This is a genomic window from Paenibacillus sp. EB106-05-06-XG162 (genome assembly GCF_058791655.1).
Genome location: NZ_JBYTDT010000001.1, coordinates 735,085 through 759,091, shown reverse-complemented (window position 1 = coordinate 759,091; position 24,007 = coordinate 735,085). Strand labels below are relative to the sequence as shown.

The following is a 24,007-nucleotide window of genomic DNA, read 5'->3' as shown; positions in this document are numbered from 1 at the left end:
TACATTATTTTACTGCTAAATGGAACTCTATCGTTCTCTCGTAAGCACAAATGATAAAGAGTCATCTCGTCCAGATCTCAAAGAACTGTGATAGGATGACTCTTCTTCAAATTACATTATTGCGAAGTCCGAACATGCTGCAAGAACCACGCATACAGTTCGGGATTCCGATAGGTCTCTGTCCAAGAGTCATGGTCCACACCCGGATAGATCGTAAATTTCACCGAGGAACCCATGGATTCGAGTGCATGTACGATCATTTTGGATTCCTGAATCGGAACCACGCTGTCTTGATCTCCGTGAAACGTCCATATCGGTAATGACTTCAATGATTCAGGGTTACGTCCTGGTACAAGACCGCCGCAGACTGGCGCAACAGCCGCAAACGTATCGGGATAGTTCAATGCCAAATCCCATGAGCCATAGCCGCCCATACTATAACCTGTCAAATAAATCCGGTCTTGATCTACAGGATATTGTTCTACAATCTCAGCGAGCAGAGCCATCAATGCATCATTCTCTAGCGGCCAGAACGAACCTGCCGGGCACTGAGGACAGACCACAATAAACGGAAGCTCTTCGCCTGCCTCCAGATTGTTCGGTATCCCGTATTTCTTGACCAGTTCTATATCTGAACCGCGTTGATTGATGCCGTGCAGGAAATAAATCATTGGCCATTTCTTCTCAGCATTTGGATTAAAGTCAGTCGGCAAGTAGACAACATATTGAAGTTCTAGTGTCTTAACGATTTCCTTATGTAGTGCAGCCACTGTTTGTTTCATCTCATATCCCTTCTCTCCTCGAATCCTTTAGAAAGCTTCATGCCAATGCTTCAATTCTGGATCGTTATCTCCTTGAAAATGAACGGTAATGACATCGAACCGAACTGCATTCGCTGATAATCGCTGTTGGTAGAGAAATACCTCTGCCGTCCCACGCACCTGCCGCTGCTTCCGAGCATCAATGGATTCTATCGCCGTCCCATAACGCGATGTATTCGAACGGCTTCGTACCTCGACGAATACGATAACCCCTTCATCTCGAAAAATAAGGTCAATCTCCCCGCTGCGACATCGCCAATTCCGAGCCATGAAAAGATATCCTTGTGCGCGAAGATACTGTTCTGCTAATTTCTCTGCTTCTGCACCGAGTGCTCTACGATTCATAACTCTTGCCTACGATCTGCATTTTGATCTGTTCGATAGACGAAGCTGAGAATTTCTGCAACAAGCTGGTACAGTTCCGCAGGAATTTGTTGATCAACATCTAGCTTCGAGAGCACCTCGACAAGCGACGGATCTTCTTGAATGGCGACGCCACTTTCTTTGGCTTTATCAAGAATGGCTTGGGCGAGATGGCCTCGTCCCTTGGCAATGATCTTAGGCGCTTCTGCAAGACCTGGCTCATACTTCAGCGCAACGGCTTTCTTGAAGTGGACACCTTCGGGCAAAGATTCTTGCTTCGGGTTCACCCGGTTCATACGAGAAGATCCACTCCTTTATAGGCTGTTGGCGTATAGGCCGCAGCCGGATGATCTCCCAGTACAGCAGCCGATTTCGATGGTTCTTGCTGTACTGGAACAGGAGCCGTCTGCAACGAAATTAATTGATATCCGATTTGCGAGAGCGCAGTCTCCATTTCTGAACGTCGCTCTTGGACCATAGGACCGAGCCACTCTTGATCATTGAGCAGCTTCAGCGACACGATATGATCGACGACATTCACATCAGCAATCGTTCGGCCTAAGGCCCGTAAGTTCAAATCAAACCAGAGGTGACAATTCCCCGCATCCAGATCGCCTCGTTTACCTTTGCGCGTCTGGATATGTACCGTTGCCGTCTCTTCGCCTTCGGTATTCTTAAGTGGTATAAATAGACTCACGTGAGCAAAGGGAGCACTCCGATCATTCGATAACATTAATTGCTGACCTGTAATTTGGTTAATGAGCTGCTGCGCTGTATCCTTCATCGCAGGCGGCACATCCTCGGATTGTATAAGTTGTAAAAGGACCAGTTTGAGATTTTCGGGCGACGTCTGTGCTGTCCCCGAAGCATGTGGTAATGGCACAACATTCAACGGAAGCTCAGCTGCCGACCTTACCAATTTCGCGAGCTCCTGTGCTTGCTGTGTACCCGATCCCAGATTAGCATTTTGGATAGGTACAGCGGGGTCATGTCCCTTCGTCGCTGTTCCTTGGGGTAACGTTGATGCCTCCAACGACTTCCACGTTGTCTGCTCATGCTCTACGCCAAGCAGTTTCAGCACACGACCAATCCATGGTTCTTGCATGGTCTTCTGTGGAAGAGCATCTCCTTCGGTTGATACAGACACGGCTGAAGCTGAATTCGCTGTAACGTTCTGGTGCTCTTGCAAAGCAGCGCCTTGCAACGATGCTGCAGGAGTGGCCAATGCCGACGAATGCTGCGGTGCTACACGCATGGCGGATTGCGGCCCTTGCGGTGATGCCGGCAGAGGCGCTGCTCCGCTATGCGCCGCGGCTGGCGCGGTCCGCGCAGCCCCCGGCTCAGCCGGGGCTGCCTGGGCCCGCATGGCCGCAGCAGCTTCGCTCGCTGCGGCTCCGCCCGGTGCGCCTTGCGAAGCTGGCGCACCCAAACCCTGCGCTGCTGCGCTCGGGGCATTCGCACCTGGCGCAGCTTGCGCTTGCGCCGGCGCGGCGGCTGTGCCGGCCGCGCTAGGCGCCCCCGCGGGCTGCGCAGCCGCGGCAAGCTCTTGCAGCACCGCTGCTGCCTGCGTCAGCAGCAGCGGTGCTGTGCTCGCACGCGCGCCGCCAAGCGAAGCTGGCGCTTGCGCGGGGGCAGGGGCCCCGCCTGCCACAGGCGGCGGGGCTTCCCCTTGGCCGCGCGGTGCCTGCGGCGCGGCGGGCTGCTGCTCCAGCGCGTCCGCGAGCTGGAGTTGGAGCGTGGCAAGCAGTTGCGTAAGCGGCTTGCCGAACAACACTTGATGCAGCGCCTTCACCGTCTCTTGCGTCAGCGGGAGACCACGTTTGAATGCGAGCGAAGAAGCCTGCATCCAATCTTCCTGCGAGATTCCTTGCGGAATCTGCGCCATAACAGCACGCATCTGCTCCGCCGTTTCCTTCGTGATGGGCACACCATTTTGCTGCATCAACTGTACGAGCTCGCGTGCCCACTTCTGATCCGGTAAGCCAACGGACTTAAGTACATCCCCAATCGATTGCTCAGCGATCGGCACACCTGGTGAGGATTGCAAAGGCTTAAGTACGACTAGCCCATTCTCGGTCTCTGGCTGCACCTGCAGCATGGTTGTCTGTCCCGGTGCTAGAGGTGTTTCCAATTTGGCCTTCACCTGCGTACCGTTTATATTCATTACCGCTTCTTGACCATCCTCTGACACTTCTGTCACGACGCCACGAACGACTTGACCCGGCTTTAATTCAACTTGTTTCGCATCCCCCGGTTTCACATCCCCGAGCAGACCGCGAACCATTTGTCCGATATTCATTCCTATATCCCTCCTCGTCCCTCTCATCTTAAGCGACGGCATTCGAGAGTCATCTCTATTCTATTTATCGGTCGAATCGCTCCCGATCATGACGATACGAAAGAGACCATTTAGAACAAAACAGGCTGTTCTAATTCAGCCAAAATATTCCGAATGAACGACTTACGATGCATCGGTGTCGGTCCAAGTGTCGCAATTTTCTCCCGATGAAGCTTCGTCCCATATCCTTTATGGATCGCAATTCCATACTCGGGATACATTGCATCCCATTCCTCCACACAAAGACGATCACGTGTTACTTTTGCCAAAATCGAAGCCGCCGCGATCGACTGACTTCGTGCGTCCCCTTTCACAAGCGCGAGCTGAGGGAGGTCACAATCTACCTTTTCCGCATCGACTAACAGGAAATCCGGCGCTACAGATAGCTGCTCTACCGCTTGCTTCATCGCAAGTCTTGCTGCTTGTTTAATATTGATTCGATCCACCGTCTCCGCATCAATCCTTACGATGGCATAGGCAACTGCTTGCTCGATGATCACATCATAGAGGCGCTCTCGTTTCTTCTCAGTTAACTTCTTCGAATCATTGATCCCTTCAATTTCAAGACCTTCTTCTAAGATCACCGCCGCTGCAACGACATCTCCGAACATGCACCCTCGTCCGACTTCATCAATTCCAGCAATCCTCTTATAGTTCTGCGCTGCATATTCACGCTCAAATTCTAGCATATCCACTTCTTCCATACGAACTACACCTCTTAACTCTCTCAACCTTAATAACCCACGTGCTATGTACCCATCCACGTTTCTCTATTTTAACACAGAAAGAGCGCCCTAAGAAGATGACCTGTACCGTCCTATAGCGGTGATCTTCTATTTAAGGCACTCCATTTTACGAGACTATGGTTTATATTCGTTCACGATGAGCTGGTCTAAATGAAGCTTCACGACGCGCCACATTTCATCCGGATCATGTCGCTCTGCATTCGTAATGCTGTGAATGACAAGACCATCCACTAGGGCATGCAATCGACGTGTCTCTAGCTCAGCATCGATTCCTTCATCCGTTAAATTCAACTGTATGAGTACATTAATCATCCGACGAAATCCGTCATATAGTGATTCATGCACCTCCAGACTAAGCACTCGGAAGGTAGGATCGACCATCGCTCGTCCGGTAAACGAAATCCAGACCTCCGATTCAGCAAGCCGTTCTTCATCCAGCGGCATGATCTCCCCAATGACCAATTCGATATCGTGGCGAGGATCGCCGTTATACGGTAACTTAGCAATACGTTGATTGACGCGATCAGAGACCATCCGCATCGAAAATGCGAGCAGCTCGGACTGTGTCACGAAATAATGCCGAAGTGAACCGAGGGACATCCCCGCTTCATCCGCAACACTGCGCACAGTTACTCCTTCCAAACCTTCACGGCGTATGACACGCCAAGCTGCTTCTGCGAGTTGTTCCCGACGTTTATCATGATTTACGATTTTAGGCATGTATTCATTGTATCACCATTGTTTTTTTAATACAATCGTGCTAAAATAACGACGAGTAAATAATACATTTGTATTAAAAAGAATTCGGACGCGTTCCTTTCTTACAAGGCAACCGTTACTGTGTAAAGGAGACCAATCATGATTACTGCATTCATTTTTGGCTGTGAAATTGGATTCTGGGTATTTGTCATTGCGGGACTCTTCTGCCGCTACATCTTGAACCGCAAAAAACTAGGAGCAGGGCTGTTGCTTATGACACCCGTCGTCGACCTTGCCCTGCTAATCGCGACATTGTTAGATTTACGATCAGGTGCTGTCGCCACCTTCGTCCACGGCATCGCAGCCGTATACATTGGCGTCTCGATTGCCTATGGCCACCGGATGATTCGCTGGGCTGACGAGCGGTTCGCATACCGATTCGCGAATGGTCCTGCACCTGTGAAAAAACCGAAAACGGGTCCAGCCCATGAGCGTATCGGCTGGCTGCTTCATCTCCTTGCATGGTTGATTGGCTGTGCTATACTCTATGGCATTATCCTCGTTGTTGACGATAAGACCCGTACGGAAGCGCTATTCAATGTCGTACGCGGTTGGTCACTCATTCTGGGCATCGATTTCCTGGTCAGTTTCAGCTACACCTTGTTCCCACGGGGCTCCAAAGAAACGATGTAATAACAAAATAAAACCATAAAACCATAAAACACAAAAAAACCGTGCTCTTTGTGATTCCTATCCAATAGGGAGAACTTCACAAATTGCACGGTTTTATTTTTATCAATCCATATAGGTTTACAGCATAAACGACAACGGGACTTCCAACGAGAAACGCCCCATTTTGCCCGCGCGTAGTTCGCGTAGAATGACACCAGATGCTTTCTCGAGATCAACGCGGCCACCGCTCATAATACAACCACGTTTACGTCCGATCTCTTCCATCACCTGAACGATTTCGTCAGGAACATCCAGATCTTCGGGTTTCTTCGTTAGTTCGAATCGCTCTTGTAACGTATCCCAATAGTATTGCGTCATGTATTTTATCGCGAAAAAGGCAACGTCTTCAATATTAATGACTTGCTCTTTGATCGCACCCGTAACGGCTAGTCGATAGCCAACTTCCTGATCCTCGAACTTCGGCCATAGAATTCCCGGTGTATCCAGCAGTTCCATTTCCGTTCCGATCTTAATCCACTGCTGTCCCTTCGTGACGCCTGGGCGATCTCCGGTGGCTGCAATGTTGCGGCCTGCAAGTCTATTGATTAATGTCGATTTTCCTACATTTGGTATTCCGACGATCAATCCGCGAATCGCACGCGGCTTCATGCCTCGATTGAGTTGTTTCTGAATTTTATCATGAAATAGCACCTTCGCTTGTGCAGGAATGTCCTGTACGCGAGTCCCGTTCGACGCATCGATCGGAAATGCTGTAATGCCTTCATTTTTGAAATATGTTACCCATTTCTCTGTCACCGCCGGGTCCGCCAGATCAGCTTTATTCAGCACGATCATTCTTGGCTTCCCTTGCAAAATCTCATCAATCATCGGATTGCGGCTTGACAGCGGTAGACGAGCATCGAGCAGTTCTATCACTACATCGATCAATTTCAGTTTTTCCTGGATCTCACGACGTGCTCTCGTCATATGTCCAGGGAACCATTGTATCGTCACCGTCTCTCACCACCCTTACTCAAAATTCACGTCTAGTGATTTACTATTGTAATATCCTTGTACGGCCAGAATACAACTTCTGCACGCCCTACCACTTCTTTTAAATCAATATATCCAATCATTCGGCTATCCGTACTATTACGGCGGTTATCACCCATGGCGAAGATATGGCCTTCTGGGACCTTCTCTTCTGTCACGTCAGCATTAGGGAAATCACGCAGATTGTTGTATTGTTCCCCTTTGCTATGGTACTCATCCAAGACGCCTTGGATATACGGCTCGCTAATTTTCTTGCCGTTGACATAGACATCATCGCCTTGAACCTTCACCGTATCACCTGCAACAGCAACGACACGTTTAATGTAATCACGCTTCTCTTGCGGAACATGAAATACAACGACTTCACCCGGCTTTGGCGCACGGAAATCGTATAAGAACTTATTCACAATGACTCGCTCACCTGTATGAAAATTCGGCTGCATCGATGGCCCGTCTACCATGAAGGGAGCAAATACGAACCAACGTATGACTACGACTAAGACGACAGCAATAGCAATGGCCTTTGCCCATTCCACTGCTTCACTTTTCAGTTTGCTTGTGCCAGGCTGTTCTTGTGGTTCATTTGGTTCTGTCTCATGAGAATCCGTTTGATTCGTCATCGCTTTCCCTCCTTATATTACATTCCCTATTTCAAAGCGTATTCATACCGCTATACATGCGAAAGGAGCTTGTAGTAACAAGCCCCTTGGTCTTACATTAACGAATCTCTTTAATTCTCGCTGCTTTACCGCGTAGTTCACGAAGATAATAAAGCTTCGCACGACGCACTTTACCACGGCGAGCCACTTCGAGTTTATCGATTTTTGGGGAATGAAGCGGGAAAGTTCTTTCCACACCTACACCGTAAGAAATTTTACGAACTGTAAAAGTCTCACTGATTCCGCCTCCACGACGTTTAATCACAACACCTTCGAAAAGCTGGATACGCTCACGGGTTCCCTCGATAACTTTAACGTGTACTTTTAAAGTGTCTCCAGGACGAAAGCTTGGCAAGTCTTTACGAAGTTGTTCTTGAGTAATCGCTTGTACGATATTCATCTATGACTCCCTCCTTCCACTCAGGTGTTCATACGCCTCAGGGAGCTGCTGCTCCACCTCATCGCCCGTAGAGGACCACCGAATTAACACAAATGATATTATATCATGTTTAGCAATCGAACACAAGTGATTTCTTTAGCTTCCATTATCCCATTCATCATGCTCTACTGCCTGTACGACAGAACGATCCGACCTCTCTAGTTTGTCATGAATCGCTTGCAGCAGCTTGACGATTTCGGAGAGTCCGATAAATGCCAGCCCGATCATGGCACCATAAGCCCACCATTTGATTAATACCATCACCGCAGCAAGTGCAAACCCATTATGCCCGCTCGCAATCGCGAGGAAAAACCCCATGAGCAGTGAAATTCCAATAACTACAAATCCGAATCCTAGCAATATACGGCTCACTACATTCTGTCGCAAATTGCCCCCGCCTCTCCTTACTTGATCCAATTGATTCTAGTATAGTGCTGTAGATCCAGAAACACAAAGTGAATCGTCCAAAAATTGCAGACATCCTTCTAAAGGGATAGGCGCCCGCTTCCTCTAATGCTATAATTAGCCAATACTTCGACTGTCCAGCAAAGGTAGGATGACTATGAGAAGCAAATCACGCCCTTCCTTGCGAAGAGGCATCTTGAAATTCGACCGCGTATCGTTAAAATTATCGATCATTATCCTCGTCTGCATTATGGCCATTTCCTCATTTACAGGAATTATTATCTACTATCAGACAAAAGAAATCATTATTCAAGATGTCCAGAATTCACTCACAGCTGAGAGCGCATCTATTGCCGAGAAAGTCAACGCATTATTCGAGAAATTCGGCGCTACTGTGGAACATATGACAACAGATCCTTCGACGATCCGACTGCTAAAGACGGCGAAATCCCACTTAGAAGTCACCCAGAATCCGGATTATCGAGACGTCATGATCTCCTTGAATGCAACTGCTGCCATCGACGACCGATTATCGCTCGTATGGATTGCCAGCGAGAAAGGGAACTTCTTTGTGGGGAGCGGCGGGCTAATATCTCGCCCGAGCTTCGAGATTAACTCTCGTGGATGGTATGCCGAGGCCTCGGCATCCGATGAGACAACATACAGCCAGCCTTATCTCGATGCATTTACAGGCAGATGGGTCGTAAGTGTCGCCCATCGCATTCAAGATCAAGGAACGACCATTGGTTACGTTGCCGTCGACATTCTACTCGATACGTTCCCGGAGATTATGAAGCCCTACCATAAAGGCAATGTCGGGTATCATTTTCTGGTTGATGCTAACAGAGAAATCATCTATTATCCTGGTTTTACATATACGCTGGATCGCAAATTTCCAGATGCGAGTCCCGGGCTTCAAGCCATTCTTACGAAGATGATGGAGCAGCAAACCGGCGTAGAATCTATTCAGACATTGAAGCAAGAGGAGTTTATCAGCTATGCGCCAATTCCGCTAACGAAGTGGTCGGTTGCAGTCAGTACGCCAAAGGACCTATCGTTACAAGAATTGAACAATTATTCACAGTCATTATTTTTCTATTTCACACTATGTATTCTAGCTACCGTTATCGTTACCTATTTACTGCTCGCTTATTATTTGCAGAGATTTCCTTTTCTTACGAACATTACGCAGAAATTCATAACCGGTGAAGCGATTATTAATCAGAATGATTATGCCATCATCGTTGTTGACTCTAAGTTCCGAATTACTTATTTCAGCAAGACCGCTGAGAAAATGCTAGGCTACACATCCAAGGAAGTCGTCAACAAGGAAAGCATTATGCTGCTGCAGGATCAAGATACGATCGCACGGACAGCCGCAACACTGTCTGCTCAACTTGGAAGAATCATTTCGCCTGATACAACGGTATTTCAAGCGGTATTCGAAGAAAATCATCAGACATCCTATGATACAGAATCCCTCTACGTACATAAGAATGGCACACGCATTCCGATCTCCGTGAATGTCAATAAAATGCTAGATCATAACGGGAATATTATCGGTTATATTCGTATTTGCCGAGACATATCAGAGCAAAAGCGGGATCAAGTGGAATTGATGGATGCTAAGAAGGCCGCTGAGGCGGCGAATCAAGCCAAAAGTGCGTTCCTCGCGATGATGAGCCATGAACTTCGGACGCCCCTAAATGGGATCATTGGCTTGACGCAATTGATTCAGAAGACGGGAATGACACCGATCCAACAGGATTATTTGCGCAAAATATTGGCTTCTTCCCAGACCTTGCTTCGCATCATTAATGAGATATTGGACTTCTCCAAGATTGAGGCTGGAAAAATTGAAATCGAAGAGACGAAAATCAATCTCTATGGGTTGTTCGACAAGCTCTCGGAGACGAGCAGTATGCTCCAAGCCAAAAAAGATCTGGTCATCCTCATGGATTTACCAAATGATTGGCCAGCTTATGTACTAGGAGACCCCCTGCGACTCGAACAAGTCCTGCTAAATCTGATCAGCAATGCGATTAAATTTACGAATTATGGGATGGTCTGTATACGGGCTGAGAACATGAGACGCAAAGCAGAGTCGCTCGAGATTAAATTTTCGATTATCGATACCGGGATTGGCATTTCTGAAGAGCAACAGCGCTGCTTATTTGAACCTTTCTCTCAGGCAGATAACTCGACAAGCCGCAAATACGGCGGGACGGGACTTGGGCTTGTGATTTCCAAAAAATTAGTAGATATCATGCAAGGAGATTTACAACTGCACAGTGAGTTTAGGGTAGGCAGCACCTTCTCCTTCACCATCCCCCTACGTCTTACACAGGATGCGAATGTTGCACTGCTACCCCCAGTCGACGCCATCGTAAGGCAGGAAGTGCTGTTCGTATCAGATAAGACGGCGCTGAACAGTCATATGCAATCGATGCTTCATACTTTGGGTCACAAAGTGTATTCCTGTCTCTCATGGAAGGAAGCGACGAATTGGCTTGAAATGCAAGATCATCATGCAGACATTGTTATTCTTGATATGGATGCTGCGGACATGTACGGTGAAGAGACATGGGTTCGAATGCAAAAGCTAGCGCGCTGCCTAGGCGTTCTCACACTCCTCATGACCACTACGCCAGGAAGAGAAGCCGTCTTCTCGCTGCCGGATCAGCTTCGCCCCGATGCCGTTCTGTTGAAGCCGGTTCAGATTTTCAAGCTTCATCACATTCTCAGCAGCTTATTTGACAATACCAGATATGAAATCAACGAGATCACTGCCTATAAGGAGAGCGCTGCTGGTTCGAGTCGGCCTTATCGTATTTTACTAGCCGAAGATCATGAGATTAACCAACAAATTGCGGTGGAGTTACTAGAAAGCCGTGGATATTCCGTTGGCGTAGCGGAGAATGGACGTCAGGTGTTGATGCTGCTCGAACCATTAGAATGGGATCTCATCCTGATGGATATCCATATGCCGGAGATGGATGGATTGGAAGCAACCAAACGAATACGTAGTAACCCCGTTTATCAGCAACTGCCGATCATCGCGATGTCTGCTAATATGATTCAGAAGGATCGTGAGCAATATTTTGAAGCAGGGATGAACGACATGATTCAGAAGCCGATCGATGTCGATCAGATGTTCCAGACATTAGACAAATGGCTTGGTTCAGGTTTACGACTCGGATCAGAAGCTAGGAAGGAAGAAGATGTCATCCTTGATCGCAATCATCCGTATCAAATTCTTGAGGATCATGGGATTATGGTCGAACAAGCGATTCATCGATTAAATGGCAAGGTGCATATATTAAACCGAATGCTAGCCACCTTCCATCAGGAATACAAACTCTTTATAGATCATTTCATGGATATGATTGAACAGAAAGATCATGACACAGCAAGGCGCATGATTCATACGTTGAAGGGTACCGCGGGGAATCTATCTGCACAGCAATTATATGAAGCAGCGAACCAGGTTGAACGGTGGTTGAAGGATGATAAACCCAAGGACGATACTGCACTTGATCAAATGTTGCAAGATTTAACCTATCAATTAACACGCATTTTGCATGCGATCGAACTATTTATTGCACGAACAACACTGTAGATCATCATACAGTGTTGTTCGTGTTCTTATTCAACGTTAAATTTATAACCTACCCCCCATACCGTTTTAATAAATCTAGGTTCTTTCGGATTACCTTCAATCTTCTTCCTAAGATTCGCAATATGTACATCAATTGCTCGATCTGTCACGAAAGAATCGAACCCTCGCAGTGCATTAATCAACTCCTCCCTCGTATATACCTTTCCTTGATTGGCACAGAATAGCTTCATAATTTCGAATTCTGAGAACGTTGTCTCAATATAACGATGATTCACATATAAAGATCTTCGTTCCGGATCCAAAGATATTAAACTCTCTACATTATCCGTCATATTCCTCAAGTCACCACGATCCGCCATCGACTGTTCGAGCAAATGCATGCGCCGAATATTCGCATTAATCCTTGCCGTGAGTTCTCGCATACTGAACGGCTTACTTAGGAAATCATCCGCACCTGCTTGTAAAGCATTAATTCGATCAGCGACCTCCATCTTAAGCGATACGACAATGATTGGCGCGAGTGATACTTCACGCAATTTACTGCATAATTCAATTCCATTGATGTCCGGAAGAACTAAATCCAATAGAATGACGTCCGGTCGGAACAACTCTAATTCGAGCATGCCATCTAATCCCGTATCCACTCTTTTTACGGCGTAGCCCTCTTCCGATAAGTACATCGTTAGCATCTCACCAATCATATTATCGTCCTCGATAATAAGTACTTTATCCATAAGAAGATCACCCTTAATGACAATTTTTTACAAATTTGCGTATTATTCTTAACACGTACCTCATAATTGTTTTAAATTCTTATTAAATTGTACCCCCAATATACTATATTTCGACAACAGCGTCTATGATAAGGATTTTGTTAGGAAACTGTTAGGAAGCGTATTAACCACTTCATAACACTGGCGCGATATAAAGCGCTTACTTATTCCTATAAAATCGAAAAAAATAACCCCGGGCATGAATCAAAATTCATGCTCAAGGTTAATGGCACTTACCACCGCTTATTCCGTTAATTTAAAGCTTGCTACCATATCATTCAATTCTTCTGCTAACCGTGCTAGCTCTTGACTGGAGCTGGCTGTCTGTTCGGCTGCAGCTGCAGATTCATGACTAACAACAGCAATGCTCTCAATGGAGTTCATCATTTCTTGCGATTGCGCAGCTTGCTCTTCGCTTGCTGCCGCAATTTCTGTCACCTGTCTAGCCATACCTACCACTTGATCTAGAATGGCATTAAAGGTCTGTCCCGTTTGTTCCGTCAATGAAACGGCGCCATTCACGGCGTGGACACTTTGTCCCATATTGTGCTGCATATCTTTGATGATTCCTGCGATTCGTTTCGTCGCTTCACTGCTTCGTTCCGCCAACTTCCGAACTTCATCCGCAACGACCGAGAATCCTCTACCTTGCTCTCCTGCTCTCGCAGCTTCTATAGCAGCATTCAATGCGAGCAAGTTCGTCTGTTCAGCGATTTCATCAATGACTTCAATGATTTCCCCGATTTGCTCCGAATCATTCTGCAAGCGTGTCATTTGGTCGGAGAGGCTGTTCATCGCATAAACCGAATCTTGTACGTCTCGTCCGCCTTTCTCCGCTTTATCTTGTGTTGAATCCGAAAGTTCAGCAGCCATCTCTGCATTTTGAGCCACAACATTTATCGCCATCGTATGCTCTCGGAACAACTCCGTAACCGCATTAACCGTCGATGATTGCTGCACACCGCCCGCTGCGATCTCCTCTGTAGTGGCCGATATTTCTTGAGATGCTGCGGCAACATTCTGCGATGACATAATAATACGTCCAACAAGATCGCGCAGCTGCTCAACCATCGTGTTCGTCGATGCTGTCAAATGCTCGACCTCATCTTTCGTCCGCATTTTAAATCGCAGCGGTTTCATCGATAAATTTCCTTTTGCGATCATATCCAATCGTTGTGCGATCATATTCAGTGGTCTTGAGATGTGTCTTGATAGATAGAAAATAATAATGACGCCAACAACAATCGTAATAGCGAAGGCGATGATTAGATTCGTCGCAATACTCGATGCTCCGCTATTGAAGCTGGACATGTAAGAACCGGAGGAGATAATCCATCCCCAGTGCGGCGCTTTTTCAGAATAGACGATTTTCTGTTCGATCTCCTCGGAGTTCGGTAAGTTATAGTCAAAATAGGTATATCCGCCGCCTGCTTGTGCTTTATTCACCTGCTCGCGAACGAAGAAGTCTCCATTGCGATCAGCGGAATCCCACATATTTTTCCCTTCCATGCTCGGGTGTCCGATCGCGGTACCCTTCTCATCAAGAATAAAGAGATAACCCGATTCACCGAGATCGAATTTGTTCGTAATTGGTCGCGTACCATTCTCTTGTTTTGGTCCTAATATTCTCGTCTTCACTTGCTCTTGGGCTTCCTCCAGCGAAATGAGACCACCCTCCACGCCGACGTTCAACACATCGATCAATTCAGACACCATATGCGCGTTATTCTTCAGGTTGACCATGCCGACTTCATCAAGATGATGTTTCGCATTATTGTAAGCGGTTAGTCCGGTAAAGAATGTTGGTACCGTGAGTAAGATGACGGACACAATTATTAATTTGGCACTAATTTTTAATTTCATGATCTGTGACCCCTTCGATCAAATTAAGACTAGCTCATTGTTTCTGTAATCATTTCATCGAGATGTAATCGCGTAACTAATTGCCCTTTATTGCTGTATACGCCTACGATCCCTGAGGGTGAATTTCTTGGTCCCTGGATATCTTCCACACGTGTTTCTTCATCTAGTGTGGACACTTCCATCACTTGATCGATCAGAATTCCTACTGTACCTTGGCTCGAATCCATCACAATAATGCGTGCTTTACTCGAAAATTCATGGCGCTGCAGTCCTAAGAACCGGTGAAGATCATACAGCGGCAAATACTCCCCCCGCAGTGAGAACATCCCCTGAACAAAAGGAGACGGGTGCAGAATGTTTTCAATGTCAGGCACTTGAATAATTTCTCGAACATCATGAACCGAAATACCAAAGTGATGTTCAGCAAGCCGGAAGATCGTCACCTCTGCTGCTCTATTTTTCATGCCTAACGTCTGTGCGCTCGTCGTCATCATGATCTTGCTGCCTTCCTCGTTCACTAGCGCATGAACATCCAGTACAAGTGCAATACCTCCGTCCCCGGTAATCGTCGAACCCGAAATATAAGGGACCTCGCCCACATATGTTCCTAATGATTTCATAACAATTTCACGGTTTCCGAGTGTCCGGTCTACCGCTATGCATACTTGCTTATCTCCGAAGGAGACGATGATGACGGTCGTACGTCGCGCTTGCGTTCTGACTTGAGTTCTGCTAGCAACTTGAAGCTTCTGATCCAGTCGAATGAAAGGATAGACATTCCCTCGAATGTAGCAAACCTCCCGACCATGTGCGATCTTAATCTCATTCGGTTGAAGCGCAATGATCTCCACAACGTTCATCAAGGGGATTGCATACATGCGTCCATCCAACTCCACCATAAGCGCCCGGATAATGGCTAAGGTAAGAGGAAGACGGATCGTAATGCTTGTCCCCGTTCCGACAGTCGAATGGATATCGATCAGACCGTTGAGCTTCTCAATGTGTGCGCGTACAATATCCATCCCTACGCCGCGCCCAGATAAATCAGTTACTTGCTCTGCCGTTGATAAACCTGATCTGAATATCAAATGCTGCAGTTCATTCTCCGTCATCCGTTCCGCCTCATGCTCCGTAATGATCCCTTTTCGTATCGCGGACTTTTTGACTTTGATCGGGTCAATCCCTTTACCGTCATCGGCAACGGAAATCATGATCTGATTATCCTGATGCGCTGCTTTCAATATTAGCTTTCCTACTCGCGGTTTACCGCAGCGTAAGCGTTCTTCTGGGGACTCAATGCCATGATCGGCCGCATTACGCAAAATATGTATGAGTGGGTCACTAATCTCTTCAATTAGCTTCCGATCGAGCTCTGTCTCTTTGCCTTCCATAACAAATTCAATTTCTTTGCTCGTGGCTTGTGCCATATCACGTACCATACGCGGAAACCGATTGAATAAATGTTCAATCGGAAGCATTCGTGTCTTCATCATGCCTTCTTGCAGGTCGCCAATGATCAGACCAAAATGATTGGCAATACCGCTTAACGTTGCTAAATCGGTATCCTCCCGATGCTGCTTCTGCATCATCCGGGAAGTGACCTCATGTAACCTTGTATTATCAATAATCAATTCCCCAACAAGATTGAGAAGCTGCTCTAATCGATCTACATCGACGCGAACGGTCTGGCTTCGACGTACTTGTGGTTGATCACCAGTTCCTAATGCATCTGACTTCCCTATCTGTTCGTCCGATGAGAGATTGCGAGATATATCTTCTTCATTCAAGTATTGATCCAAGTTGTTGGGGTGAATCGATTCTATATGTATAACTTCAATCTGAGAGATTTCGCTTAACCGCTCCTCGAGCAACTGATGAGACTCTTTCGTTACAACGACGAGAATAAATTCGCCGAGGAATTTACTCTCGTCTTCGATGTCCGTAACGGGCGGGAAGGCAGCAATCACTTCACTACTCTCTTGCAGCGCTTGATACACGAGCAGTGCTCTGACCGATTTCATTACCGCATCCGAGCGAACTCGGCAGTAGATGGAATAAACTTCATGTTGATTATGCAACGCTTGAATTGCCACATTTCGCTGAAATCGATTCAGCTCAACTACAAGCCCAGATGATCCTTGATCTCCTGCCATAACCGCTGGATCGTAAGCTAGCTTACTCTCGGTCGAATTCTGCTGGGTAATTTGCTCTAGCAAGACGAGTAGAGGATCAATATCGACCGTATCTTGCTGCCTTTCGAGCAGCGAGTGCCGTAATAATTTCAAATAGTCTGTCGCATGAAATAAGACGCCTGTCAGCGCAGAATCCACGACCAATTGACGATTACGAATGAGATCGAAAACATTTTCCATCCCATGCGTCAAATTTTTCAGAGCATCAAATCCCATCGCTGCCGAAGATCCCTTTAAGGTATGCGCAGCTCGAAATAAAGTCTGAATAACTGTGACCTCAACGCCCTGCGCTTCCAATTTCAGCAACTGTTCTTCCATGATTTGAATTTGTTCATCCAATTCATCCATAAAAACACTCATATATTCACTTAAATGAGAAGGTATTGACATCACTTAACTCCTCGACAACATAATTTCCTTACATTTTATTTACAATATTTGATCCATGCTAATAATATTAATTAATTCACCTTGCACATTGGCCACATGATTTGCATGCCGTCCATCATGGTGTTGTTCTCCATAGGGAAGTGGCTCGATTTGGGAGTAAGAAGTGACCTGTATGACTTGATCAACCACAATGCCGACCATAGATTGTTCATAGTTCACGATGATGATCCGATTCATTTTCGTATCTGGTACTTTTGGCATACCTAAGTAACTGTGGATATTGACAATCGGTATAACATTTCCCCCGAAGATTAATGACGCCGAGCAGTGAAGTTGGGGTGTTCGGTATTTCGATGATGGGTTGCATTTTAATAATCTCGTGGATCTCCTGAATCGGAAGCGCAAACCGATCATTCCCAAGCCCAATCTCAACGTATTGATTGGATGTCTGCTGAATTGCCATTCACATCACCTCGGACACCTTTTGCAACTTCCAAATATAACTTCGTTCCGTCATTATATTGGAAAATGGCAACCTCACTACCTAGGTCTATGGACATAATTCGGCGCCAACGTTTACGGAACATAAAATCATATTTCAACTCGTTCACTTTCCGTCTCAAAGCTTGAATATCTGCATTCGCATGATATGGAAATACGGGTATGCTCTTTTGGCAGAACTGTAACACCATCGCTTTCATACTACTCACTCCATCCCAATAATTTCCTTCATCATACTAGATTCGAATTAGACGATTATAAGTTAAGTATTAGATTACTGTTTAATATTTTCATAGAATGCTAACTCACTTAAACGAATTAGGGCATATATGTAAAAAAGCACCTTCCAGATAAAAAATTGGAAGATGCCTCATGGGACATACGATTTATGCGTTAGGACCTATCAGCTATCAACTCCCTAGGAATAAAGAGCAAATAAGCTGCTGTATATAACGATGATGATATAGATTACTTTTCAATTGTAAGATTCTTCTCAGCCATCACCGACAGCTGCTGGGCATTCTGATTGATCTGCTGTACTGTTGCAGACAATTCTTGAATAGAAGTGACTTGATGGTTGATATAATCGTTAATTCCTTGAAACGCTTGCTCTAAATTGCGAATCGCTATCTGCATATTCTTCGTAATGTCATCAATCTGGAACGCATTCTGCTTCGAATAGGTCGCTAATTTGCGGATTTCGTCCGCGACAACCCCGAAACCACGTCCCGTATCACCTGCGCGGGCAGCTTCTATCGCTGCGTTCAAACCCAATAGATGGCTCTGGTCTGAGACTTCCTTAACAACAATCGATATGTTCCCGATCTGTTGTGCACCAGAGCTTACATCTTTCATATGGTTAGAAACATCCACTAGCCGGTTAGCCAACTCCATAACAGAGTTCGTGATTGAGGAGAAAGAAGCAGCGGTTTCTTCCACGGTAGCTGACAAATCTTCAGCAACATGAAAGAGCGCATTCGCCTTCTCTAAGCTAGAGCCAACACCGACGCCACCGATGACTTCACCGTGCTGATTATGTATAGGGATAACTCGCGAAGCAAATGGAACACCGAACAATTCCTTCAGAACGATGCCGGATATTTCTTTATCATTGCGAATGGCTTCTGTTAGAATATCTCCTTCCAGCAGCGGCTCTTCAGGCTTGAGATTCAGTGAGAACGTCTTCGCTGGAACAGAGATCATCAGTTTCTCTGTGTTGTATACACTAACGGAAATATCGTCATGCATTATTTTGTTCAAGTATGGCGCTACTTTCGCGAATGCTTCTATTAATTCGGTGTCATTTTTTCTGTCCGTTACAACGTTCTCCATCATTACCTCAGTCCTATCCTCACTAGATTCGATGCTTAAAAAATGATCATTTAGCATTTTGATTATTATAGTAATACATGATAATAATGTAAAGTTAATTTACATATCATATCTTTTCAATGATTTATCAAATGAGTTAAGGCGTATTCCGTATACATTTGACCATCGGTTTATATACAATATCAATCTTCTCCGACTGATAACTCGGTCCGTAATAGGCAGCATCAACCACCGCGCAGGTCAGTGCAGTCGTCATCAGTGTACGTTCCATCGGAAACGGCGGCACACCTGACATGATCAAGTGCTCAATGTTCTTGGTCAAATGTTCGAAATGAACAAAGGGACGATCTAACCCGCTATTGAAGAGAACAGCAGCCGTTTCACCTTGCTTCGTGCGGAAGCACGCTGCCCATTGTTCAACAAGCTTATTAAACTGAACCACATAGCCCTTTAAGCCATCTGCATATTGGACAACCATGAGCATAGGATTGGAATCAAGTTCGCGCGGGTGAACGTTAGGAAGATCCGGGTAAGTGTCAAGCGCCTGCAGCAATAAATCCTCCGGCCATTCCTTGCGATCCATGCAATCCCACACTTCAGGTCCCTGCATGAATTGTACGGAATGTACGCCGCATTCTCCGCATTCTCTTTGCTCAGCAAGCGATTGCAGAACTTCTAGAGCATGAAATCCATAGGCTTCAACTAAAGGTGAATGACTGACGACCAATATTTCGGCTGCGGATAGGAGCTTGTGAGGATTTAGCGGAGGAACCGTTTCCGAAAATGGTATGGATGAGCCCCCCATAAACGGTATCCCCCGACTTTTCAATTGTGTGTACATCCAAACAGCATCCTGATACTCATAGGATAGATGCTTATCTGAAAATATGGGCACGACCAATTGAAGCTCCTCTAACGCGGCGAGCGTTTCTTCGAGCATGCGCCGTCTCGGATACATCATCTGCCCCTTCTCATTGTATGGATAGGCTCCATGTTCACCGATAATGACGACTCCATCGATCGGGCCTGTTCCCTTCTGATTACGAATCGCTTCCCGAATCGTCGGATAGATTGGAATGCCCAATCTGGCGGCCGCTTCTCTGCTCATATCGTTCACAGGTACTTGATCGGTGTAGATCGATACGACCTCAATCTGCGGTTGATAAGCAAAGTCGCCCAGCAATCGGCCTAAAATGACGTCGGCATGCGAATTATAGCGGTATTCCGTTACGATAGCAGCAATTCGCTTGTGATTCGGATTACTCTCTGAGCTAATCTTGGTCATCTGCCCTGCTCCCCTTTATTCATTGCTTGAACTGTATGAATCAGCCAATTCGATAAGCTGGCAATAATCGTGTCCAGATAGAGTCTGCCTCTTTCCGCTGTAGCAGTATGTGCGGAATCCGTGTAGCCGTCATAGCCTGTCAGCTCACCATGCCTACCGATAAAGGCGCCTGGAGGTCCTGAGTTGATCCATTCACGACTTATATGCTCATCTCCGATTCGATCCGCTCTAACCAACTCCGGTCGAATGGCTAGAATCGCTGCCGTTTCGAATCCGCCCGCATGCCCAGGTACCATCCCAACTTCATGCGCATTGATTGCGCGCAGCGCTTCGCCTGCAACGCTCCAATAGGAAGCGGATGCCGTCCAGATGGGATGCGCTACCGCAAGATCATTGACCGTCTGCGTCATGATCGGATCATTGCCGCCATGCGCGTTCACGAAGATGATCTTGCTGAAGCCGTCCAGCACTAAGCTCTCACCGATATCCTTCAATACTCGTAGATAGGTAGTGGATGAGAACGAGATGGTACCGCCAAATGACAAGTGATGCTGTGAGCAGCCAATTGGCAGAACCGGCGTGATTAGGATAGGCACTTCAAGAGCAGCCTGTTCACCTGCGCGATGAATGATATGTTCACAGATTAGGCTGTCCGTGTACACGGGGAGATGCGGTCCATGCTGCTCTGTTGCCGCTAGCGGAACAACTGCTGCGCAGCCTTGACCCGCGCGCTCTGCAATTTCTTCGCGGGTGCATAAATGCATCAAATAGTTCTTCATAGATGGAATCCTCCATCTACCGTAAATAATGCTCCTGTCGTATAGGAAGAAGCATCTGACAACAAGAAGCAGGCCATTTCATTGATTTCATCTGAGTTTGCACTGCGTCCGAGCATCGCATTGTCCTTCATCACTGCCTTAGCTTGCTCCGACTGAACCGCCAAGCTCTCTATCGATCCGAAATCACCGGGAACGAGTACGTTAGCCCGGATTCCATATTGGGCATAGTCAAGCGCGAGTACTTTGGTAAATTGGTTAATGCCTGCTTTGCCAGCGCCATACGCTAGGCAGCCTTTTGAAGGTATTTGTCCGAGGATGGATGAAGTGTTGACGATCGAGCCGCCGCCTGACTTGATCATTAATGGCAGCGTATATTTGTTCACGACAAATGTGCTTGTCAGCGTTCCGCGAATTGTAGCTTCCCATTCCGCCAACGTAAGCTCCAATACGGGCTTCCATACATTCGTATGAACCGTATGATACGTGCCGTCCAATCTCCCGTAGGCGCTTTCAATCTCATCTATAATAGAGATCATGTCGCTTTCTTCGCATACATCCGCTTGCATGAAGCGGAATTTCTGCTCTCCATATTGATACAGTAGCTGCTGTATGGCAGGATAAGCATCCATCGGGATGCGATCGCACGCGTACACGATAGCGCCTCTATCCAAAAACATCTTAATCGCAGATCGTCCTAAAGTTCCTAAGCCTCCTGTGATCAATATGACCTTGTTATCCAGCACATTCATCGATCTCACCTTTTCTCATAGGTTATGTATTATAGACACGGATCTCATATAATGATGCAGATGCATCGCCATTCGTTGCGAGCACCGTTATTCGTACGCGATCCGTCTGAACAGGCTGTTCCAGTCGAATCGTGGCTTTGCGCTGATAATTGCCAGCCAGACTGCCGATCTCTAACCATTGACCTTGAATAAATGCTTCCGCACTCACATCTCGTGGACACTTCGGATCGCGGTAGAAGGCTGGATAGGAGCGATAATCGCGAAGAATATATCCTGGGAAAGTCAACTCAATGCTTCTCGCTTGAACGGGTTCGGACCAGGAAAGCTCGACCCACTGCGGCAGAGACTTCGCCGGATCCGAGCGCCATTGATTGGTGCTGCGATAAGGCCGAGTAACACCGCTTAACACCTGATTGGCGCTATAGCAGGCTTGTTCCGGGAAGATGCGGAAGCTCATGGTCAGTCCGTTGCCGTACTTGCGCATAAATCCGTTCAGAAGATCATAAGCGCTGACATGACCAGGAACGACCTTGTCGGCAGCGTGCCAGCAAACGAGTGGATTAGCCAGCAGATCCAATCGAATGTATTGACCTTTCAGCCGTGATACATCTAGGTCCGTCTTCCAATCGATCCATTGCTTATTGCCGGGATCGACTGCCAGTGTCGCAATCGCAAGCGCTTCCCCCGGCTCAGTGCGATAATCCCATATATGCTCGACCGCATATAAGCGAGCATCGACCGTCTGCACCGTGTCAGATAAGTTGCTCAAGCATAACGATAGCATGTCAATGCATTCAGCGCCGACAGCGATCCATTGTCCTCGCCGACTGGCTAACGCTTCATTGATTCTCGACTCAACTTGAAGTGAAGGCTCTGCGCCCGACAGCTTAGCCTCGCTGCTCGCATATACGGAAGCCAATCTCGCGAGATCGTCTGGATCCTCGTTATACGTATTTAATAGAAAGCACCCGTCACGCAGCAAGGCCTGTTGAACTTCGCGTGCAGCAAGCTCTGGCACCTTTCTTACAGACATGCCAGTCTGAATCGCGATTGCGGCAGCCGTTCCCGCAGCCTGCCCCATGAGAGCTGTTGTGCCTTGAACCCGCACCGTACCTAGAGCAGCGTGCGTCACGCTGACATTCCGTCCGGCCATCATGACATTGTTCATTCCCTTCGCAATCAATATGCGAAGCGGAATACCGTATGGGCCAACATAGGTCGTAGCTCCGTAGCTGCTGTCGTGACCTTCGGAAGTTGTTCTCTCGCTAACTAGAGCCAGCAATCCGCCTGGTTCATGCAGATCGATGAACCAGCCGCCATAGGCAATCTCATCAGGAAACACCGTTTTCTGCAGCGGATCATGCTCCGTCATCCAGTATTCGCCGACAATGCGTCGACTCTCGCGCTTCCCTGGTACTTGCCCGATCCAATCAAGCGCATAGTTCGCCGATATATCTCTGAACTCACTGTCACCATTCTTGATCCAATCCCATATTCCCATTACATGTCTTGTCAGTTCATGCCGAAGCTTTTCATTGTCATAAATCGTGTGCCAAGGGACCGATAATTCGATCCACCAATAGCCGCTCTTCGTATCCCCCGGCCAACGCCCATGCTTGTAGAAGAAATCGGGATCCTCATACTTTACCGCCCAATCAGGCGCTGTGAATGGAACAGGACGTCCCATATCCTTTGCTTTGAAATGAATGGAATTGCCCATAACCGCGCTGCTTGCCTGTAAAGGAGCGTGCGGCTCATTGTATTCATCTCGACCTTCCGTGCCCATACGCCACTCACAGCTGGCAAATGCCGCAACAATGCCGTCGCCCGTACAGTCGATGAACGTATTGGCTCGTAAGACGAGTTCAGTCTCCGCATGATTGACCTGTGCGACAACCGCCTCTATTGTTACTTCATCTTTCATTAACACACCTTTTACCGCGGTGTTCAGCCGAAAGCTCAAATTCGACGTTGCCATAACCATCTCGTACTGTACCAAATCCCAGACACTGTTGATCCAGCCATTATCGCCTGTCGGGTCCTCATGGTTACGCGCTCGCTCCTCAATGAGCAGTTCGGAGATAATGCCTGTTTCCTTCGCATAGGCATGCGAGCTTGCAGCCCCTTGCGGCGGCACACGAATTTCTGAAGAACTGTTACCACCAAATACAGGACGATCCTGAACAAGGCATACCTTTGCGCCCTGTCGTGCGGCAGCAACAGCCGCGCATAATCCAGCAAGACCGCCGCCGCAAACGACGATATCATAGGTCTCCTCAACCCTGCGATAAGCGGATCGAATCATCTCATGTGTGTTCACCCTACTCAA

General features: G+C 47.1%; 23 protein-coding genes. 2 read left to right on the top strand and 21 right to left on the bottom strand.

Annotated features, from left to right (window positions below; genetic code table 11):
- Positions 1-116: 116 nt before the first annotated feature.
- The 6 genes from AC3WU2_RS03215 to AC3WU2_RS03190 form a co-directional block, all read right to left on the bottom strand.
- A complete protein-coding gene (locus tag AC3WU2_RS03215; RefSeq protein WP_314586118.1) occupies positions 117-782 on the bottom strand; it encodes a carboxylesterase family protein in 666 nt (221 codons plus the stop codon).
- 27 nt (positions 783-809) lie between these two features.
- The gene (locus AC3WU2_RS03210) at positions 810-1,166 is read right to left on the bottom strand and encodes a YraN family protein (RefSeq protein WP_018757820.1); all 357 of its coding nucleotides are present in this window, start codon (positions 1,164-1,166) and stop codon (positions 810-812) included.
- Positions 1,163-1,480, bottom strand: a complete 318-nt coding sequence (locus AC3WU2_RS03205; protein ID WP_492451219.1) for an EscU/YscU/HrcU family type III secretion system export apparatus switch protein — start codon at positions 1,478-1,480, stop codon at positions 1,163-1,165. Before AC3WU2_RS03205 ends, AC3WU2_RS03210 begins: the two co-directional genes overlap by 4 nt.
- Positions 1,477-3,483, bottom strand: coding sequence for a TP0910 N-terminal domain-containing protein (locus AC3WU2_RS03200; RefSeq protein WP_492451217.1), 2,007 nt, complete (start codon positions 3,481-3,483; stop codon positions 1,477-1,479). The genes AC3WU2_RS03205 and AC3WU2_RS03200 overlap by 4 nt, the downstream gene beginning before the upstream one ends.
- Before the next feature lie 110 nt (positions 3,484-3,593).
- Positions 3,594-4,226 carry a ribonuclease HII gene (gene rnhB, locus AC3WU2_RS03195; protein WP_492451215.1) on the bottom strand — a complete coding sequence of 211 codons (633 nt, stop codon included), beginning with the start codon at positions 4,224-4,226 and terminating at the stop codon, positions 3,594-3,596.
- A gap of 156 nt (positions 4,227-4,382) precedes the next feature.
- Entirely contained in the window at positions 4,383-4,988 is a 606-nt protein-coding gene (locus AC3WU2_RS03190) for a TetR/AcrR family transcriptional regulator (RefSeq protein ID WP_492451213.1), read from the bottom strand.
- A 138-nt stretch (positions 4,989-5,126) separates the two neighbouring features.
- Between AC3WU2_RS03190 and AC3WU2_RS03185 the strand changes: the two genes are divergently transcribed.
- Positions 5,127-5,660, top strand: a complete 534-nt coding sequence (locus AC3WU2_RS03185; protein ID WP_492451211.1) for a hypothetical protein — start codon at positions 5,127-5,129, stop codon at positions 5,658-5,660.
- 117 nt (positions 5,661-5,777) lie between these two features.
- Here AC3WU2_RS03185 and ylqF read toward each other — a convergent pair whose 3' ends face one another.
- The 4 genes from ylqF to AC3WU2_RS03165 all read right to left on the bottom strand — a co-directional run bounded on the left by ylqF (position 5,778) and on the right by AC3WU2_RS03165 (position 8,177).
- A complete protein-coding gene (ylqF, locus tag AC3WU2_RS03180) occupies positions 5,778-6,653 on the bottom strand; it encodes a ribosome biogenesis GTPase YlqF (protein ID WP_018757814.1) in 876 nt (291 codons plus the stop codon).
- Between the two features lie 32 nt (positions 6,654-6,685).
- Positions 6,686-7,312, bottom strand: a complete 627-nt coding sequence (lepB, locus tag AC3WU2_RS03175) for a signal peptidase I (RefSeq protein ID WP_018757813.1) — start codon at positions 7,310-7,312, stop codon at positions 6,686-6,688.
- A gap of 97 nt (positions 7,313-7,409) precedes the next feature.
- Positions 7,410-7,751 (bottom strand): 50S ribosomal protein L19, encoded by a 342-nt coding sequence (gene rplS / locus AC3WU2_RS03170; protein WP_018757812.1) that lies wholly within the window; start codon positions 7,749-7,751, stop codon positions 7,410-7,412.
- A gap of 135 nt (positions 7,752-7,886) precedes the next feature.
- Positions 7,887-8,177 (bottom strand): hypothetical protein, encoded by a 291-nt coding sequence (locus AC3WU2_RS03165; protein WP_492451207.1) that lies wholly within the window; start codon positions 8,175-8,177, stop codon positions 7,887-7,889.
- A gap of 175 nt (positions 8,178-8,352) precedes the next feature.
- Here AC3WU2_RS03165 and AC3WU2_RS03160 point away from each other — a divergent pair, with 175 nt between their 5' ends.
- Positions 8,353-11,814, top strand: coding sequence for a response regulator (locus tag AC3WU2_RS03160; protein ID WP_492451205.1), 3,462 nt, complete (start codon positions 8,353-8,355; stop codon positions 11,812-11,814).
- Positions 11,815-11,840: 26 nt separating this feature from the next.
- Here AC3WU2_RS03160 and AC3WU2_RS03155 read toward each other — a convergent pair whose 3' ends face one another.
- The 11 genes from AC3WU2_RS03155 to AC3WU2_RS03105 form a co-directional block, all read right to left on the bottom strand.
- Complete coding sequence (locus AC3WU2_RS03155; RefSeq protein ID WP_314586100.1) at positions 11,841-12,548, bottom strand: response regulator transcription factor; 708 nt, start codon at positions 12,546-12,548, stop codon at positions 11,841-11,843.
- Positions 12,549-12,830: 282 nt separating this feature from the next.
- Positions 12,831-14,450, bottom strand: coding sequence for a methyl-accepting chemotaxis protein (locus AC3WU2_RS03150; RefSeq protein ID WP_492451202.1), 1,620 nt, complete (start codon positions 14,448-14,450; stop codon positions 12,831-12,833).
- A 29-nt stretch (positions 14,451-14,479) separates the two neighbouring features.
- Positions 14,480-17,032, bottom strand: a complete 2,553-nt coding sequence (locus tag AC3WU2_RS03145) for a chemotaxis protein CheW (protein WP_492451200.1) — start codon at positions 17,030-17,032, stop codon at positions 14,480-14,482.
- Between the two features lie 39 nt (positions 17,033-17,071).
- The gene (locus AC3WU2_RS03140; RefSeq protein WP_492452169.1) at positions 17,072-17,344 is read right to left on the bottom strand and encodes a chemotaxis protein CheW; all 273 of its coding nucleotides are present in this window, start codon (positions 17,342-17,344) and stop codon (positions 17,072-17,074) included.
- Entirely contained in the window at positions 17,241-17,495 is a 255-nt protein-coding gene (locus tag AC3WU2_RS03135; RefSeq protein WP_492451198.1) for a chemotaxis protein CheW, read from the bottom strand. Before AC3WU2_RS03135 ends, AC3WU2_RS03140 begins: the two co-directional genes overlap by 104 nt.
- On the bottom strand, positions 17,461-17,733 hold the full coding sequence (locus AC3WU2_RS03130) for a hypothetical protein (protein ID WP_492451196.1): 273 nt from the start codon (positions 17,731-17,733) through the stop codon (positions 17,461-17,463). The genes AC3WU2_RS03135 and AC3WU2_RS03130 overlap by 35 nt, the downstream gene beginning before the upstream one ends.
- A 268-nt stretch (positions 17,734-18,001) precedes the next feature.
- Positions 18,002-18,865 (bottom strand): methyl-accepting chemotaxis protein, encoded by an 864-nt coding sequence (locus AC3WU2_RS03125; RefSeq protein WP_492452167.1) that lies wholly within the window; start codon positions 18,863-18,865, stop codon positions 18,002-18,004.
- A gap of 136 nt (positions 18,866-19,001) precedes the next feature.
- Complete coding sequence (locus AC3WU2_RS03120) at positions 19,002-20,150, bottom strand: hypothetical protein (protein WP_492451194.1); 1,149 nt, start codon at positions 20,148-20,150, stop codon at positions 19,002-19,004.
- Complete coding sequence (locus tag AC3WU2_RS03115; protein WP_492451192.1) at positions 20,147-20,929, bottom strand: creatininase family protein; 783 nt, start codon at positions 20,927-20,929, stop codon at positions 20,147-20,149. Before AC3WU2_RS03115 ends, AC3WU2_RS03120 begins: the two co-directional genes overlap by 4 nt.
- On the bottom strand, positions 20,926-21,678 hold the full coding sequence (locus tag AC3WU2_RS03110) for an SDR family NAD(P)-dependent oxidoreductase (RefSeq protein ID WP_492451190.1): 753 nt from the start codon (positions 21,676-21,678) through the stop codon (positions 20,926-20,928). The genes AC3WU2_RS03115 and AC3WU2_RS03110 overlap by 4 nt, the downstream gene beginning before the upstream one ends.
- Before the next feature lie 22 nt (positions 21,679-21,700).
- Positions 21,701-23,998, bottom strand: coding sequence for an FAD-dependent oxidoreductase (locus tag AC3WU2_RS03105; RefSeq protein ID WP_492451188.1), 2,298 nt, complete (start codon positions 23,996-23,998; stop codon positions 21,701-21,703).
- Between the last annotated feature and the right edge of the window lie 9 nt (positions 23,999-24,007).